This is a genomic window from Asanoa sp. NPDC049573 (genome assembly GCF_040676615.1).
GTDB lineage: Bacteria > Actinomycetota > Actinomycetes > Mycobacteriales > Micromonosporaceae > Asanoa.
Genome location: NZ_JBFAPI010000007.1, coordinates 278,037 through 292,446, shown reverse-complemented (window position 1 = coordinate 292,446; position 14,410 = coordinate 278,037). Strand labels below are relative to the sequence as shown.

Annotated in this window: 14 protein-coding genes; 5 read left to right on the top strand and 9 right to left on the bottom strand. The window is 70.9% G+C overall.

The window, feature by feature from the left end:
- Positions 1–62: 62 nt before the first annotated feature.
- Positions 63–455 (bottom strand): cupin domain-containing protein, encoded by a 393-nt coding sequence (locus AB0J74_RS18865; protein ID WP_363449462.1) that lies wholly within the window; start codon positions 453–455, stop codon positions 63–65.
- Positions 452–1,489, bottom strand: coding sequence for a zinc-dependent alcohol dehydrogenase family protein (locus AB0J74_RS18860; RefSeq protein WP_363449461.1), 1,038 nt, complete (start codon positions 1,487–1,489; stop codon positions 452–454). Before AB0J74_RS18860 ends, AB0J74_RS18865 begins: the two co-directional genes overlap by 4 nt.
- 127 nt (positions 1,490–1,616) lie before the next feature.
- Between AB0J74_RS18860 and AB0J74_RS18855 the strand changes: the two genes are divergently transcribed.
- Complete coding sequence (locus tag AB0J74_RS18855) at positions 1,617–2,522, top strand: helix-turn-helix transcriptional regulator (protein WP_363449459.1); 906 nt, start codon at positions 1,617–1,619, stop codon at positions 2,520–2,522.
- A gap of 41 nt (positions 2,523–2,563) precedes the next feature.
- Here the strand turns inward: AB0J74_RS18855 and AB0J74_RS18850 are convergent, their stop codons facing one another.
- The 4 genes from AB0J74_RS18850 to AB0J74_RS18835 are packed head-to-tail and all read right to left on the bottom strand — an operon-like array spanning position 2,564 to position 6,601.
- Complete coding sequence (locus AB0J74_RS18850; protein WP_363449638.1) at positions 2,564–3,205, bottom strand: response regulator transcription factor; 642 nt, start codon at positions 3,203–3,205, stop codon at positions 2,564–2,566.
- Between the two features lie 14 nt (positions 3,206–3,219).
- Entirely contained in the window at positions 3,220–4,470 is a 1,251-nt protein-coding gene (locus tag AB0J74_RS18845) for a sensor histidine kinase (protein ID WP_363449457.1), read from the bottom strand.
- Positions 4,467–5,819, bottom strand: a complete 1,353-nt coding sequence (locus AB0J74_RS18840; RefSeq protein WP_363449454.1) for an ABC transporter permease — start codon at positions 5,817–5,819, stop codon at positions 4,467–4,469. Before AB0J74_RS18840 ends, AB0J74_RS18845 begins: the two co-directional genes overlap by 4 nt.
- Positions 5,819–6,601, bottom strand: coding sequence for an ABC transporter ATP-binding protein (locus tag AB0J74_RS18835; protein WP_363449452.1), 783 nt, complete (start codon positions 6,599–6,601; stop codon positions 5,819–5,821). Before AB0J74_RS18835 ends, AB0J74_RS18840 begins: the two co-directional genes overlap by 1 nt.
- 341 nt (positions 6,602–6,942) lie before the next feature.
- On the opposite strand from AB0J74_RS18835, the gene AB0J74_RS18830 reads away from it, so the two are divergent.
- The 3 genes from AB0J74_RS18830 (at position 6,943) to AB0J74_RS18820 (ending at position 10,876) form a co-directional block, all read left to right on the top strand.
- Positions 6,943–8,361 carry an amidohydrolase family protein gene (locus AB0J74_RS18830; RefSeq protein WP_363449450.1) on the top strand — a complete coding sequence of 473 codons (1,419 nt, stop codon included), beginning with the start codon at positions 6,943–6,945 and terminating at the stop codon, positions 8,359–8,361.
- 65 nt (positions 8,362–8,426) lie between these two features.
- Entirely contained in the window at positions 8,427–10,070 is a 1,644-nt protein-coding gene (locus AB0J74_RS18825; RefSeq protein WP_363449448.1) for a hypothetical protein, read from the top strand.
- 272 nt (positions 10,071–10,342) lie between these two features.
- A complete protein-coding gene (locus tag AB0J74_RS18820) occupies positions 10,343–10,876 on the top strand; it encodes an N-acetyltransferase (protein WP_363449446.1) in 534 nt (177 codons plus the stop codon).
- 73 nt (positions 10,877–10,949) lie between these two features.
- On the opposite strand, the gene AB0J74_RS18815 is transcribed toward AB0J74_RS18820, so the two are convergent.
- Complete coding sequence (locus AB0J74_RS18815; protein ID WP_363449444.1) at positions 10,950–11,153, bottom strand: hypothetical protein; 204 nt, start codon at positions 11,151–11,153, stop codon at positions 10,950–10,952.
- A gap of 63 nt (positions 11,154–11,216) precedes the next feature.
- The gene (locus AB0J74_RS18810; protein WP_363449442.1) at positions 11,217–12,398 is read right to left on the bottom strand and encodes a PP2C family protein-serine/threonine phosphatase; all 1,182 of its coding nucleotides are present in this window, start codon (positions 12,396–12,398) and stop codon (positions 11,217–11,219) included.
- A 132-nt stretch (positions 12,399–12,530) separates the two neighbouring features.
- Between AB0J74_RS18810 and AB0J74_RS18805 the strand changes: the two genes are divergently transcribed.
- Positions 12,531–14,087 (top strand): FAD-dependent oxidoreductase, encoded by a 1,557-nt coding sequence (locus tag AB0J74_RS18805; protein ID WP_363449439.1) that lies wholly within the window; start codon positions 12,531–12,533, stop codon positions 14,085–14,087.
- Here the strand turns inward: AB0J74_RS18805 and AB0J74_RS18800 are convergent.
- Entirely contained in the window at positions 14,084–14,395 is a 312-nt protein-coding gene (locus AB0J74_RS18800; protein ID WP_363449646.1) for a hypothetical protein, read from the bottom strand. The genes AB0J74_RS18805 and AB0J74_RS18800 overlap by 4 nt on opposite strands.
- Positions 14,396–14,410 lie beyond the last annotated feature (15 nt).

Sequence of the window (14,410 nt, the reverse complement as noted above, 5' to 3'; positions counted from 1 at the left end):
GCGTCAGTCTATGCCTTCGGGCTACTCCCCCGCGCCCGTCACGGCCGGAGCACACGGCGGGTCTAGCCGCTGTACTGCTCTTCGGACACCTTCTCCAGCCATTCGACAACCTGGCCGTCACGAGCGCCGGTGAGCGCGACGTGCGTCATCGCTGAGGCCGGCGCGGCACCGTGCCAGTGTTTGACGCCGGGCGGGCACCAGACGACGTCACCGGCCCGGATCTCCTCCACCGGCCCGTCCCACTGCTGGGTGCGACCGACGCCCTCGGTGACAAGGAGGCGTTGCCCGGCGGGGTGGATGTGCCACGCGGAGCGGGCACCGGGCTGGAAGGTCACGTATGCGCCGCTGTAGGGCGCGGTGTCCTCAGGATCGAACAACGGCTGCACACGCACGTCACCGGTGAAGTTCTCCGCGGGCCCCTTGCCGGCGGGCCGCGTACCACTGCGGGTGATCATTTATCGCTCTCCTCTGGTTGCAACAGGACCTTGATCGCGCGACGTTCGTCCATCGCACGGTAGGCCTCCGCCGCCTGGTCGAGCGGGAGGCTGAGGTCGAACACCTTGCCCGGATCGATACGCCGGCTGCCGATCAGCTCGATCAGCTCCGGGAGGAAGCGGCGCACGGGCGCCGGACCGCCGTGCAGGTGCACATGGGAGAAGAACAGCTCGTCGCCAGGGAGCCGCACGTCGTGGGCGACGCCGACGTAGCCGACGTGCCCGCCGGGGCGGGTCGCGCGGATCGCCTGCATCATCGACTCCTGGGTGCCGACCGCCTCGATGACCGAATCGGCGCCGAGTCCACCGGTGAGCTCCTTGATCCGGGCCACGCCGTCGTCGGCCCGCTCGGTGACGATGTCGGTGGCGCCGAACTCTCGCGCCAGGTTCTGGCGCGGCTCGTGGCGACTCATCGCGATGACGCGTTCGGCGCCGAGGTGCCTCGCCGCGAGCACCGCGAGCAGCCCGACGGCGCCGTCACCGACGACCGCGACGGTCTTGCCCGGGCCGACCTCCGCGGCGACGGCACCGAACCAACCGGTGCCCAGGACGTCCGACGCCGCCAGGTAGCTGGGAATCAGGTCCGCCGGCGGGACGTCGGGCGTGGCGACCAGGGTGCCGTCGGCCAAGGGAACGCGCAGGTACTCGGCCTGCGCCCCGTTCGCGCCGACACCCACCCGCCGGACACACGAGCTCTGGTAGCCGGCCCGGCAGATATCGCAGGTGTTGTCCGAGGCGAAGAACGAGCCCACCACGAACTGACCCTTCCGCACATTCCGAACAGCGCTGCCGACCTCTTCGACGATGCCGACGTACTCGTGGCCCATCGGCGCCGGCTCGGCGACCTTGTCGATTCCGCGGTACGGCCACAGGTCAGACCCGCAGACGCAGGTCGCCGACAGGCGAATGATCGCGTCGGTGGGTGCGCCGATCCGCGGATCCTCGCGCTCCTCGACGCGTATGTCACCGGGGGCGTGTAGGACTGCGCCACGCATGAGGCTCTCTCCTTCGATCAGACATCGACACCAAGCCAACCGCCTCATGACGCGCTTAGGGAGTTGCTGGTGAAGGGTGTACCGGCAGGACACCCCACCGACCTGCGGGTCGACGTACCGTCGACGCGTGGACAACCGCACCGAGGTCCGCGAGTTCCTCGTCTCGCGGCGCGCCAAGATCACTCCCGAGCAGGCCGGCCTGCCCGCCGGCGGCAGGCGCCGCGTCCCCGGGCTGCGCCGCACCGAGGTCGCCGCACTGGCCGGCGTGAGCATCGAGTACTACTCGAAAGTCGAGCGCGGCGCCCTGTCCGGCGTCTCGGCGAGCGTGCTCGACGCCATCGCCCGCGCCCTGCGGCTCGACGACGCCGAGCGGGCGCACCTGTTCGACCTCGCCCGCGCCGCGGACGGGACCAGCGCCCTCGTCCGGCCCCGAAGGCGCGGGAGCAAGAAATGGATCCCGCACCGCAGCCTGCAGTGGACGTTGGACGCCATCACCGAGGGCCCCGCGTTCGTCCGCAACGGCCGCATGGACCTGCTCGCCACCAACCACCTCGCGCGCGCCTTCTACGACCAGGTGTACGCCGATCCGACCCTGCCGCCCAACCTCGCCCGCTTCACGTTCCTCGACGACAACGCGCTGCGGTTCTATGCCGACTGGAACTCGGCCGCCGACATCACCGTCGCCATCCTGCGCACCGAAGCCGGCCGCGACCCCATAAACAAGGACCTGCACGACCTCGTCGGTGAGCTGTCCACCCGGAGCACCGAGTTCCGCACCCGGTGGGGAGCCCACAACGTCCGCCAGCACGGCACCGGTGTCAAGAGGTTCCGCCACCACATCGTCGGCGACCTCACCCTCGCTTTCGAAGGCCTCGAAATGGCCGCCGAACCCGGCCTCACTCTCACCATCTACGCGGCCGGACCCGGTTCACCGTCGCAAGACGCGCTGCGGCTGCTGGCCTCCTGGTCGGCTTCGCTGACCAGCCGCCGCCCGGGCGCGGACGAGGCTGCCACACCCGACCCAACCGCCTGACCGCTGTTGGCAGTGCGACAGCTGATCCCGAGTCGCAGCGGTCAGCTGGCGTTGAGCCAGGCGAGGACGGCGAGGACGCGGCGGTTGTCGTCGGGGGTGGGCGGGAGGTCGAGTTTCGTGAGGATGTTGTTGATGTGCTTGCCGACGGACTTCTCGGTGACCACGAGGCGGTCGGCGATCGCGGCGTTGGAGCGGCCCTCGGCCATCAGGGTGAGCACCTCGCGCTCGCGCGGGGTGAGGCGGTCGAGCGGGTGGACGCGGCGGGTGACGAGGGCGGCGACGACTTCGGGATCGAGGACGGTGCCGCCGCCGGCCACCTGGCGGACGGCTGCGACGAATGCGTCGATGTCGGCGACGCGGTCCTTGAGCAGGTACCCGACGGCGCCCTCTCCGGAGGCGAGCAGGTCGCGGGCGTAGATCGGTTCGACCCACTGACTGAGCACGAGGACGGGGAGCCCGGGCCGGGCCGCGCGGGCCGCGATCGCCGCCTCGAGGCCTTCGGTGGCGTGCGTGGGAGGCAGGCGTACGTCGACGATCGCCACGTCGACGTCGTCGCGCGTGAGCGCGGTCGCCAGGGCGGCCGCGTCCTCGACGGCGTCGATGACGACGATGCCGCCGGCCTCGAGAATGCGGGTCAGGCCGACTCGCAGGAGTGCCTGGTCTTCTGCCACGATCGCCCGCAGCGCGCCGGACTCGGCTATCTCGGGCATGGCACCTCTAGCGTCACGACGGTGGGGCCGCCGGGTGGGCTGTCGATGGTGAGCGTGCCGTCGAACGCGGCCAGCCGCGACGCCACGCCCGCCAGGCCGGAGCCCGTCGGGTCGGCGCCGCCGCGGCCGTCGTCGCCGACGGCGAGCCGCAGACGAGTGCCGTCGTAGGAGCCGCGCACGTAGGCGCGAGTGGCTTCGGAGTGCTTGACGGTGTTGGCAAGGCATTCGGCGACGGCGAAGTAGGCGGCCGACTCGACGGGGTCGGGTAGCCGCTCGGTGACGGTCACCGACACGGTGACGGGCAGCGGGATGGGCAGGGCGAGCGCCTCGATCGCGCCGGCCAGGCCGCGGTCGGCGAGCACGGGTGGGTGGATGCTGCGCACGACCGAGCGCAGGTCGTCGAGCGCGTCAAGGGTGGTCTGGCGGGCTTCGTCGAGGAGTGTTTCGGCGGCCTCAGGATTGGTCCTGACGAGCTTGCCGGCCAGCCCGACGGTCATACCGACTGCCGCCATCCGGGCTTGCGCGCCATCGTGCAGGTCGCGTTCGATGCGGCGGATCTCGGCTGCCGACAGGTCGAGTGTCTCGCTGCGCGACTCGGTGACCTGCTCGACCCGGCGCCGGAGCGCGGCCAGGCGCGACCCGCCGAGGATGGCCCGCTCGATGACCGCCCGGGCGCGCACCAACGGCGGTGTGATGGTCCACCACACGAGCAGGCCGAGTCCGCTGGCGCCGAGCAGCAGGGCTCCGAGCCAGTGGGGGTCGACGAGCATCCAGACGAGGTACGGAACGGGGGCGGCCAGCAACACCGGGGGCAGGAACGACATGGCGAGTCCGCCCGTACCGGAGAACCACACCAGGGCGACGTCGCGCCAGCGGGCGGGGTCGCGCAGCCAGGCCACGGGCCGCCCGAGCAGCCCGCGATCGGACGTGTCGGCGTAGGTCGTCTTGATTTCGTCGTCGAGCAGGGCACCGCTGACTCGCCGGTGCGCACCGACGAGTGCGGCGGCTGCCGGCACGGCGGCGAGGGCGAGGGGAAAGCCGACGCTGATCAGCCCGAGCGGCACCGACAGGACGAGCACGATCGCCAGGGCCAGCGCGGGCGCCGCGGCCAGCGCGTACCCGGCCGACAGGAGCGTCAGCCTGAGCCGGTCGACCACCGCGCGCGTGTCGACCGGCCCCGGCCGGACACTGCCGATCGGCGCGAGGAGCCCCACCGGGCGGCCGGCTGCCGACGTCACGCGGCCCGCGCCAGCTCGGGCCGGGCGGTCCGGCGCACCGCGCCGCGGGCCGCTCCGAGCGTGAGGCAGACGACGCCGGCCACCAGCAGAGGCGGCAGCCAGAGCTGCCCGTCGGGCACGACCCCCTCGCCGCGGGCGAGTCCGAACGGGACGATCGTGGCCAGCGACGCGACCAGCCCCAGCGCCACGCCGACGGCGGCGACAACGGCCGCCTCGGCCACGATGGATCGCTCGACCTGGGTGGGCGTGGCCCCGAGCAGCCGCAGGCGGCGCAGCTCGGCACGCCGGTGTGCGATCGCCGCGGCGTAGGCGTTGATCACCATGATCGCGGCGAACAGGCTGAGCATGCTGACGACGACGTTGTTGAGGAGCGTGATCGTGTCGCTATCTTCCGCCGCCCTGCCCGGCAGCGTGCGCCCGTCCGTGCCGACGGCCATCAGTGTGCCGACCGCCGACGACGTGAGCACGATCACCGGGCCGAGCACGCCGGCCAGCAGGTGCGCCCGTCGCGACGTGTTGTAGCGCGCGAGGTGTGCCTCGGCCCGGCGCCGCCCGAGCACCGGACGCAGCGACAGCGATCCCCAGCGCAGCAGGACCGGCGCCAGCAGGGCGAGGCCGACGCCGACCAGGATCGAGTTGGAACCCGAGGTCAGCATCGCGTCGTACGGGTCCTCGGCGTTCTTCGTCACGGTGACGGTGACGATCGCCAGCGACCCGCCGTAGGCGATCAGGGCGACCGCGGCGGCCACCCGCCACCAGCGCATCCGGCCGGCGCCAGCGCGGTCCTCGCCGGGCGCGACCGACGCCGGGCCGTGGGTGGCGCGCCGGCCGGCGACCCCGGCTGCGGCGAGGCACACGAGCAGCACACCGCCCACTGTGATCGCTAACGACACCATTCCGCCACCGTAGTCGGCCTGGTCGATCAGACCCGCCGACCCGACCGCCGCGAGCAGAGCGCGTCCGGTGACGGAAGCAACCAGCGCGCCGGCGATCGAGGCGGCCAGGCACACCGCGAGCGTCTCGGCGCGCACGAGCCGTCGGGCCTGCCGGGCGGTGGCGCCGATCGTGCGCAGCAGCCCGATCTCGGCGTCGCGCTGGGTCACGGTGATGCCCACCGTCGACGCCACCGAGAACAGCACGATCAGCGCACCCCATCCGCCGACCACCGCACCCATGATCGCCAGCGTCTCGGCGTCGGCGGAGGAGATCGGGCCGGTGGCCGTCTCGACCAGGGTCGCGAACGAGCCGATCACCGCGGTGCCGAGCAGCACGGCCATGAAGGTGGCCGTGAACGCGGTCCGGCGGTGCCGCAGCGAGTGCAGCGCCAGCATCGCCGTGTAGCCGCCCATCAGACCGTCACCCCCTCATACGGCGCCAGTTCGTCGAGGCGGGCCATCTGGCCGGCCACGGCCTCGGCGGTGGGTCGGTCCATCCGGCCGGCCATGCGCCCGTCGACCAGGAACACCACCGTGTCGGCGAACCCGGCCGCGACCGGGTCGTGGGTGACCATCACGACCGTCTGGCCGAGCGAGTCCACACACGCCCGCAAGAGCGCGAGCACCGAACCGGCCGTGCGTGAGTCGAGTGCGCCCGTCGGCTCGTCGGCCAGGATCACGGCCGGATCGGTGACCAGCGCCCGGGCGATCGCCACCCGCTGCTGCTGGCCGCCTGACAGCGCGGCCGGCAGGTTGCCGGCCCGATCGGCGAGGCCGACGTGCTCCAGCAGGTCGGCGACGCGAGCGCGGTTGGGACGCCGGCCGGCGAGGCGCACCGGCAACTCGACGTTCTGGGCCGCTGTCAGATACGGCATCAGCTGGAACGACTGGAAGACGAACCCGACCCGCTCCCGGCGTAACCGGGTGCGGGCGTCCTCGTCCCAGTCAGTGACGTCCTCACCGTCGATCAGCACCCGGCCCGACGTGGGCGGCTCGAGCGCGGCGGCGAGGGTCAGGAGCGTCGACTTGCCCGAACCCGACGGACCCATCACGGCGGTGAACGTGCCGCGCGGAAAGGCCAGGTCGACGCCCGCCAGCGCGGCCACCGCGCCGGCGCCCTCGCCGTAGGTGCGGGTCAGCGCGTGCACCTCGAGCGCGTTCCTGGTCGGCGGCCACGGTGGTGGTAGACGGGTCATCAAGCGCCTCCTGAACTCGAACGACATGAGTCACCACCGACGTTATGGAACCCTCCTGACGCGGTCGACGGGCGCAGGCTGCGTCCGCGTGGTGGGCCTAACCCCACCACGTTCGGACCGCCTAGGCCCGGCGACGTCGCGCCCGATCGCGACGAGCATGACCGGCATGACCAAGGCCGGCAGCCGGTTGCTCGATGGAGCGGCGCCGCAGCTACCCAGAGGAGGAGTCAGTGCCGCACAGCATCTCTCGTAGGAATGTCTTCCGGGCCGGGTTGGTCGCGGGCGCCGGCGCGGTGATAGGACTGACGCGATCGACGCCAGCGGACGCGACGAGACGGAGCGTGATCGCGTTCGTCGGGGTCACGGTGATCGACACCACCGGTGGGCCGTCAAGGCCGGACCAGACCGTTGTCGTCGAGAGCGATCGCATCATCGAAATGGGTGCGCGGCGCGACACAACGGTCCCGCATGGCGCGACCGTCGTCGACAGCACGGGAAAGTTCCTGATCCCGGGTCTGTGCGATATGCACGTCCACAGTGATGTGTACGAGGCGATCGTCCCACCGCTGTACCTCGCGAACGGGATCACAACGGTGCGTGAGATGTCGGGAGCCGACCATCTCCACCAGTGGCGTGATCGGGTCGAGGCCGGCAGCCTGCTGGGCCCACGCTCGATCATCGCGAGCCCGTTGATCGACGGCGCTCCGGGTCTCTGGGCCGGCCTGAACGCCGTCTCATACATCGAGGTGACCAACGAAGCCGAGGCGCGAGCGGCGGTCCGCCGGGTGGTGCGGGACGGTGCGGACTTCGTCAAGGTCTACTCGCGACTGTCGCCCGCGGCCTACTTCGCCGTCGTCGACGAGGCTCGACGCCAGCAGGTCCCGTTTGTTGGACACTGCCCCGACAACGTGCCGATCACCGCGGCGAGTAAGGCCGGGCAGCGCAGCCTCGAGCACATGTGGGGAACCTGGTACTCGACCTCCAGCCGGGAAGCGGAGATACGCCGGGCGATCGCCGAGGTCCGGATCGAGCCCGGCGACTACAACAGCTGGTTCAACCAGATGCATCCGTTGAACTGGCTGGCGGCGCGCAGCTACGACCCCGCCAAGGCGGCCGCGGTCTTCGGTGAATTCGTCGCCAACAAGTCCAGGGTGGTACCGACCCTCATCGCGATGCGGGCAATCGCCATGCCCGACGAGGTGTCGCGGACCGACGAGCGGCTGAAATACCTGCCGGCCTCCACAGCCGAGGAGTGGTGGTGGGCGCTGGACGAGTTGTTCGCGGCCGGCCGCGGTCCGACCGAGGTCGCCCAACACCGGGAGCTCTTCGACCGCCAGCTGCGGCTGGTCGACGAGATGCGCCGGGCCGGGGTGCCGATGCTGGCCGGCACCGACAGCGCCACGCCGGGCTGCTTTCCGGGTTTCGCCCTGCACGACGAGCTGGTGCTGCTCGTGCGGGCGGGTCTGACGCCCATGCAGGCACTGCAAGCGGCGACCCTCGAGCCGGCCCGGTTCCTCGGCCGGCATCACCACGAGGGAACGATCCGCCGCGGCAACCTGGCCAACCTGGTGCTGCTGGACGCCAACCCGCTCGACGACATCCGCAACACCCAGCGGATCCGGGCGGTGGTGGTACGGGGCCGATATATCTCCCCCAAGGAGCGGAAGCGCATGCTGTCAGAGGTCGAGGCCGCGGCGAGGGAGGTCCCCGCCGATGCCCCCGCCACGGTGGGCTGTCCGTGCATGGGCCGATCACGCTGATCACCACGAGCGGGCCCGTCGGGATTTCGGTTGACGCCGGCTCGGCGCCGGCGTTGAGTGACGCGGTGACTGACGATGTGCCGGCACGCGTACGCGCTGCTTTCGGTGTGCCGTCCGGTCCGCTGTTGCGGACGGGGTCGTGTTGGCAGGCCGGCGGCCTGGTCCTCAAGCCGGGCCAGCACCGGGTGGTCGGGTCCTGGCTGGCCGACACCTATGTCGACCTGCACGGGCCAGGCTTCCGGGTGCCGCGTCCGGTGCGTGCGCGTGACGGCGACTGGGTTGTCGACGGTTGGGCGGCGTGGACCGCGGTGTCCGGCGAGCCCGACCCGCTCGCGCGGTGGCCGGAACTGGTGGCGGCCGGCAGGTCTTTCCACAGTGCACTCGTGGGTCTCCCGGCGCCGGGCTGGCTCGGGCGCGGCCGCAACCGGTGGGCGGTCGCCGAACGGGCCGTGTGGGACGGCGCTGCCGTCGAGGTGGCACCGGAACTGGCCGACCTGGTGTCGGGGTTGCGGTCGGCCATCCGCCCGGTGCGCCTGCCCAACCAACTCATCCACGGCGACCTGGCCGGCAACGTGTTGTTCGCGGCGGGGCAGCCGCCCGCGGTGATCGACTTCTCGCCGAGCTGGCGCCCGGCCGGCTACGCGCTGGCAATCGCGGCGGTTGACCTGCTCGCGTGGTCGGGTGCGCCGCCAGACATCCTCGACGAGCTTTCCGGCGAGGACGACGTCGACCAACTCCTTGTTCGTGCGCTGATGTGGCGCCTGATCACGGAGTCGCTCGGCCGGCCCGATCCGGACAGCCGGCTCGCGGTGCGGCGCGCCAACGAGCCGGTCGTGAACCTGCTGCTCTCCCGGCTGCGCGGCCAACCGCCGGCGGGTGATCGACGCTTGGCGAAGCTGGTCGGTCACCTGCTCGGGGATGAGGTGACCCGGCTGCGTCCGGTGGCGGACGGTTTCAGCCGGGCCGCCCGCCACGTCGCGGACCGCGCTGCCGGAGGTTCGGTCTTCGTGAAGACCGGCGAGGGCGTGGCGGTGGAGCTTGCGGTGTACGAAGCGTTGGGCGACCGTCCGTACCTCCCAAGGCTGCTGGCCGCTTCTCGTGAGCCGGAGCCGATGCTCGTGCTGGAGGCCCTCGAACCCGGCGGTTGGGTCCGCGAATGGACCCCGCGTCTCGTCGAGGCCACCGGGCGGCTACTTCACCAGGTGCACGAACTATCGGCACCGCCCGGTGTGCCGCGCGTGGGATCGACGGGCAACCCGTGGACGCTGATCGCCGCCGATCCGACGCGGTTGCTCAGCATGGACGTGTGCTCTGAGGACTGGTTGACCACCCACCTGGACCTACTCGCGGCCGCCGCAGCCGACGCGCATACGGAAGGCGACAGCCTGATCCACCGCGACGTGTGCGCGGCGAACCTCTGGCACCACGACGGCCGCCTGGTCCTGGCCGACTGGGCTTCGGCGGCGATCGGCGACCCCTGGCTCGACCGTCACCTGTGGCTCGTCGCCTGCCATGCGGAGGGCGGGCCGGCTCCGGAATCGGGCCAGGGGCCGTCAGCGGTGGGTCATGCCGCGCTGATCGCCGGCCTGCAACCTCGGCTCACACCCGCGCGCACCGCCAACCGGCCCCTGTTCGACCAACGCCGCCGCCGGCTGCAGGTCGCATTGGCCTGGGCCGCCCGCCTCCTGCGGATACCTCCTCCACAGTAGAACATCCGGTGCGTGGCGCCTGGGTAACCGCGCCTCAACGCCGTAGGTCGTAGTTGGGCCACAGGTAGATGTCGAACCGCCATTTTCCGTCGTCGGGATAGGCCATCGGGCCGCCGGCGGCCCCGAGGGGTTGAGCGCGATCGGAACCGCTGTGGTCGCGAATCGTCAGACCCGACTACTTCACCGCTGCGCGACGCCCATGGCCGCCCGGGGGTTCGCGCCGGTCCGGCAAATCCATTGACGACGGGGAGAGAAGGCCCGATGGTTCGGTGGTGATAGTTCGACGTGAACACTCTGACGATATTGACGCGATCCACGCGATCACGGCGGCCGCGTTCCGCGGGGTCGCGCACAGCGCACCGCCGGTGGAGCCAGGTGGTGATCCAGGCGAGGCGACGCTCGTTTCGTGGCTGCGCGACGATGCCGGTTGGATCCCGGAATTGTCGTTGGTCGCGATCGAGGACGACCGGGTCGTCGGCCACGTTGTCGCGACGCGGGCTTATGTCGACGCCCGGCCGGCCCTGGGTCTAGGGCCGCTGAGTGTTCTCCCGCGCCGCCAGCGAGCCGGCGTAGGTAGCGCCCTGATGCACGCTGTTCTCGGCGCGGCTGACGCGCTCGGCGAGCCCCTGGTCGGGTTGCTCGGCAACCCTTCCTACTACCGCCGGTTCGGCTTCCTTCCCGCGCAGTCGGTTGGGATAGCCGCGCCGGTCTCCGCATGGGGTGAGAACTTCCAGGTCCGAACCCTCAGCCAGTACGACGGTCTGGCCGGCCGTTTCCAGTACGCCGGACCGTTCGACCGGCTCTGAACCCCTCCTCGGCGGCCCAACGGCCAAGCCCCCCATCGGTCGGTCGACGGTCGCGATGTCTTGATCGCGAAATTCAGGGGTCGACGCGCATCAGGTCGCCTTCGGTCAGGCCACGATCGAGGAGCCAGGCGGTGAGCGAACCGACATCGACGACCGCCGGAACAGGCGGCTCAACCATCACGCCACCGATCACGCGGAATGCGCGGACCCGGCGGCTGTCCACCTCGACCCGCCAGACCTTGCCATCTCGGTCCGGGCTGCTGACGAATACCTGCACCAGACCGACGCTAGACCACGGTCCGTGGATCCCGACAGCAAGAACCAGGCGGGTGGTCGAGCCCTACGCGGGTCGCGGCTTGGCCCATGGATCGTGGGCTGGGCGCCATTCGAGCAGCACGGCGGTCGCGTCGTCCTGGAGTGCCTCACCGTGGTGGTCGAGGACGGCCTGTACGAGTCGCCGCATGGTTTCCGGAGTCGGTAGCTCGTCGTTCAGTGCCCGCTGCACGAGATCGAGCAAGCGCTCCAGTCCGAACCGCTCGCCTGCGCTGTTGACCGCTTCGGTGACCCCGTCGGTGTAGAGCAGCAGGCGGTCGCCCGGATGCAACGTCTCTTCGTGCACCCGCGGCGGTTCGTCGGAGAGGTATCCCAGACCCAGCGGCAGCGTGGTCGGGCCGGGCAGCTCTTTGATCGCTTTGCCGTCGCGCACGAGCTGGACGCCGGGATGGCCGGCGTTGATGGTGCGGAGCCTGCCGTCACGCCGGTCGAGCTCGATCAGCACCGCGGTGGTGAACAACCCGCGGTGTTCGGAGCTGAACCACCGGTCGACGCTGATGGCCGTCGCGGCCAGGTCGAGTCCCGTTCGACGGGCGTTCCGGTAGGCGCCTACGGCCAGCGACGCGAGCGCGCTCGCCTTGATCCCGTGGCCACAGGTGTCGAAGAGGCCGATGCTGAGCACGTCGCCGTTGAGCGCGTAGTCGAACACGTCGCCGCCGACGTCGTAGCAGGGTTCGAGCACGGCGGTGACCACGAGGTCATTCGCGGCGAAGGTCAGCGACGGCAGGAGGCCCCAGACGATCTCGGCTGCCACCTGCATCGGCTCTCGGCGGCGCAACCGTTCGATTTTGTCACCGTAGGCCCGGCGGTTCTTCAGCAGCTGTGCCACGCACGCGGTCACCTCGTGGGCCGGGCCCTCGTCCAGTTCGGTGTCGCTCTCGAACTGGACCACACCGAGGCGTTCGCAACCGTCGAGTAGCGGTACCCAGAGTCGGCCCGGTCCGCGCTGCGCTTCCAGCGTGGTGAACGCGCGGCCGGCGAGGGTGGAGTCGATCGCCGCTGGCTCGATCGGACGGCCCGGCTCGCTCAGCGGCACCAGGCTGACCTGCGCGTAGTCGGCCAGGAAGATGGTGATGTCGCGGGCGTCGACCAACGGCGCGACCCCGGCAACCACCGCCGGCAGGTCGTCGGGCCCGGTCAGCGGGGCCTGCGTCAACAGCCGGCGCACCGCTTCGTCGGCCCGCGCCACGCCACCACCCTAGCCGCCGACCAACCCCACTCCGCAGGCCGCGGCCGGCAGGGCCACCGCGCGCCGCCACTGCACGCTCGGCGGTGGCGTGGCAGTCTCGATTCACGGGACTAGCCACCGGGAGTCAGCGGCATGGCAAAGCGGTCGACGTTACTACGCCGGATCACCGGAAATGCTCCCCATCGGTTCGATGCCGCCCACGCGAACCTGGCATATTCCGTCGACCGACGCGCGACAGCGGTCGTCATCGGTGGTGGGATCGCCGGTGTCACCGCCGCGCTGACGCTGGCCGAACGCGGCATGGCGGTGACCCTGCTCGAACGCGGACACCGGCTGGGCGGCCGGCTCACCACGTGGCCGAAACGCCTTCGCGATGGCTCGGCGCAGGTGGTCGAGCATGGTTTCCACGGATTCTTCCGCCAGTATTACAACTGGCGAAACGTCCTGCGGCAGGTCGACCCGGACCTGGCATTCCTGCGACCGCTCGGCCGCTATCCCGTCGTTTCACGCCAGTGGCCCGAAGAAGATTTCACGGACCTGTTCGGTATGCCGCCGGTCAACCTTTTGTCCCTTCTCGTCCGATCGCCGAGCCTGCGGTGGCGCGAACTGCGTCACATGGACAGCAGAGCCGCTCTTCCCCTGCTCGCGTTCGCCCGGGAGGAGACCTACCGCAGTTTCGACACGATGTCGGCGGCGACGTTCCTCGACAACCTCGGCTTGCCCGAACGGGCTCGCGCGATGCTGTTCGACGTCTTCGCCCATTCCTTCTTCAACCATCAGGCCGAGATGTCGGCAGCAGAGATGATCATGCAGTTCCACTTCTATTTCCTTCGCAACCCCGAAGGTCTGGATATGGACGCTCCCGACCACGACTACGAAAGCGCGATCTGGTCACCACTGGCGGCACGCCTGACCGCGTTGGGCGCCGACGTGCGCACGGATTCACCGGTCGACCACCTCGAGCCGGGTTGGAAGGTCTGTCTCGCGGGCGGCTCGCGGATCGCGGCCGAGCACGTCGTGCTGGCGGTCGACCCCGCGGCGGCGCGCGAGATCGTCGCCGCGTCACCGGACGTCGTGCGCACCAGTCCCCAGTTCGCCGAGCGGGTCGCCGCACTGCGCACCGCCGCACCGTACGCGGTCGCCCGGATTTGGCTGGACGGCGACGTGGCACCCGACCGCGCCCCGTTCACCAGCGTCTCCGGCGAAGCCACACTCGACTCCGTCACGCTCTACCACCGGGCCGAACAGGAATCGGCGCGCTGGGCGGCCCGCACCGGCGGAAGCGTGCTGGAACTTCACGCGTACGCGGCACCGACCCGCGTCGACGCCGCGACCCTGGCCGATCGCATGCGCACGGAACTCACCGCGATCTGGCCGGAAATGCGCCGCCTCTCGGTCGTCGACAGCGACCACCGGGTCGGGCACGACGCGCCCGCGTTCGACCTGGGAAGCGACGCCACCCGCCCCTCCGTCCAGACGGGCCCGGCCGGCCTCTACCTCGCCGGAGACTGGGTTCGCATGCCCTTCCCGTGCGCCCTGATGGAACGCGCCGCCTCGTCGGGCCTGCTCGCTGCGAACGCGATCCTCGCCCGGCACGCGGCGCGCCCGGCTCCGGTCCTGTCGGTCCGCCCGAACGGGCTCCTCGCCCGGCGAGTAAGTCGCCGCCCGAAGGTCGGCCCGTCAGCCTAGGCAGCGCCGATCAGGCGTGCCTGGCCCGCGTCGATCTTCGAGACGTCGTTCACGAACGGCGTGATCTGCGGGTTCTCGTCGGCGTCGAGGTGGGCCACGATGCTGATGTTGGCGCCACCTGGGATCTGGGCGCTTTCAGGATCGCCTTGTCGACCGGCTCGCCGGGCTTGGTCAGGGGCCAGGTCGTAGGTTTCCCTTGCATCGATTGCTGATGCGGAGATACGGCGGCTGTGGAAGGCGTGGATGCGGCCGTCCGGGATCGTTCGGGCTCGTCCGGATGGCTTGTTCGCACCCGCCGGCACCGGCATCGTCCTACGAACACT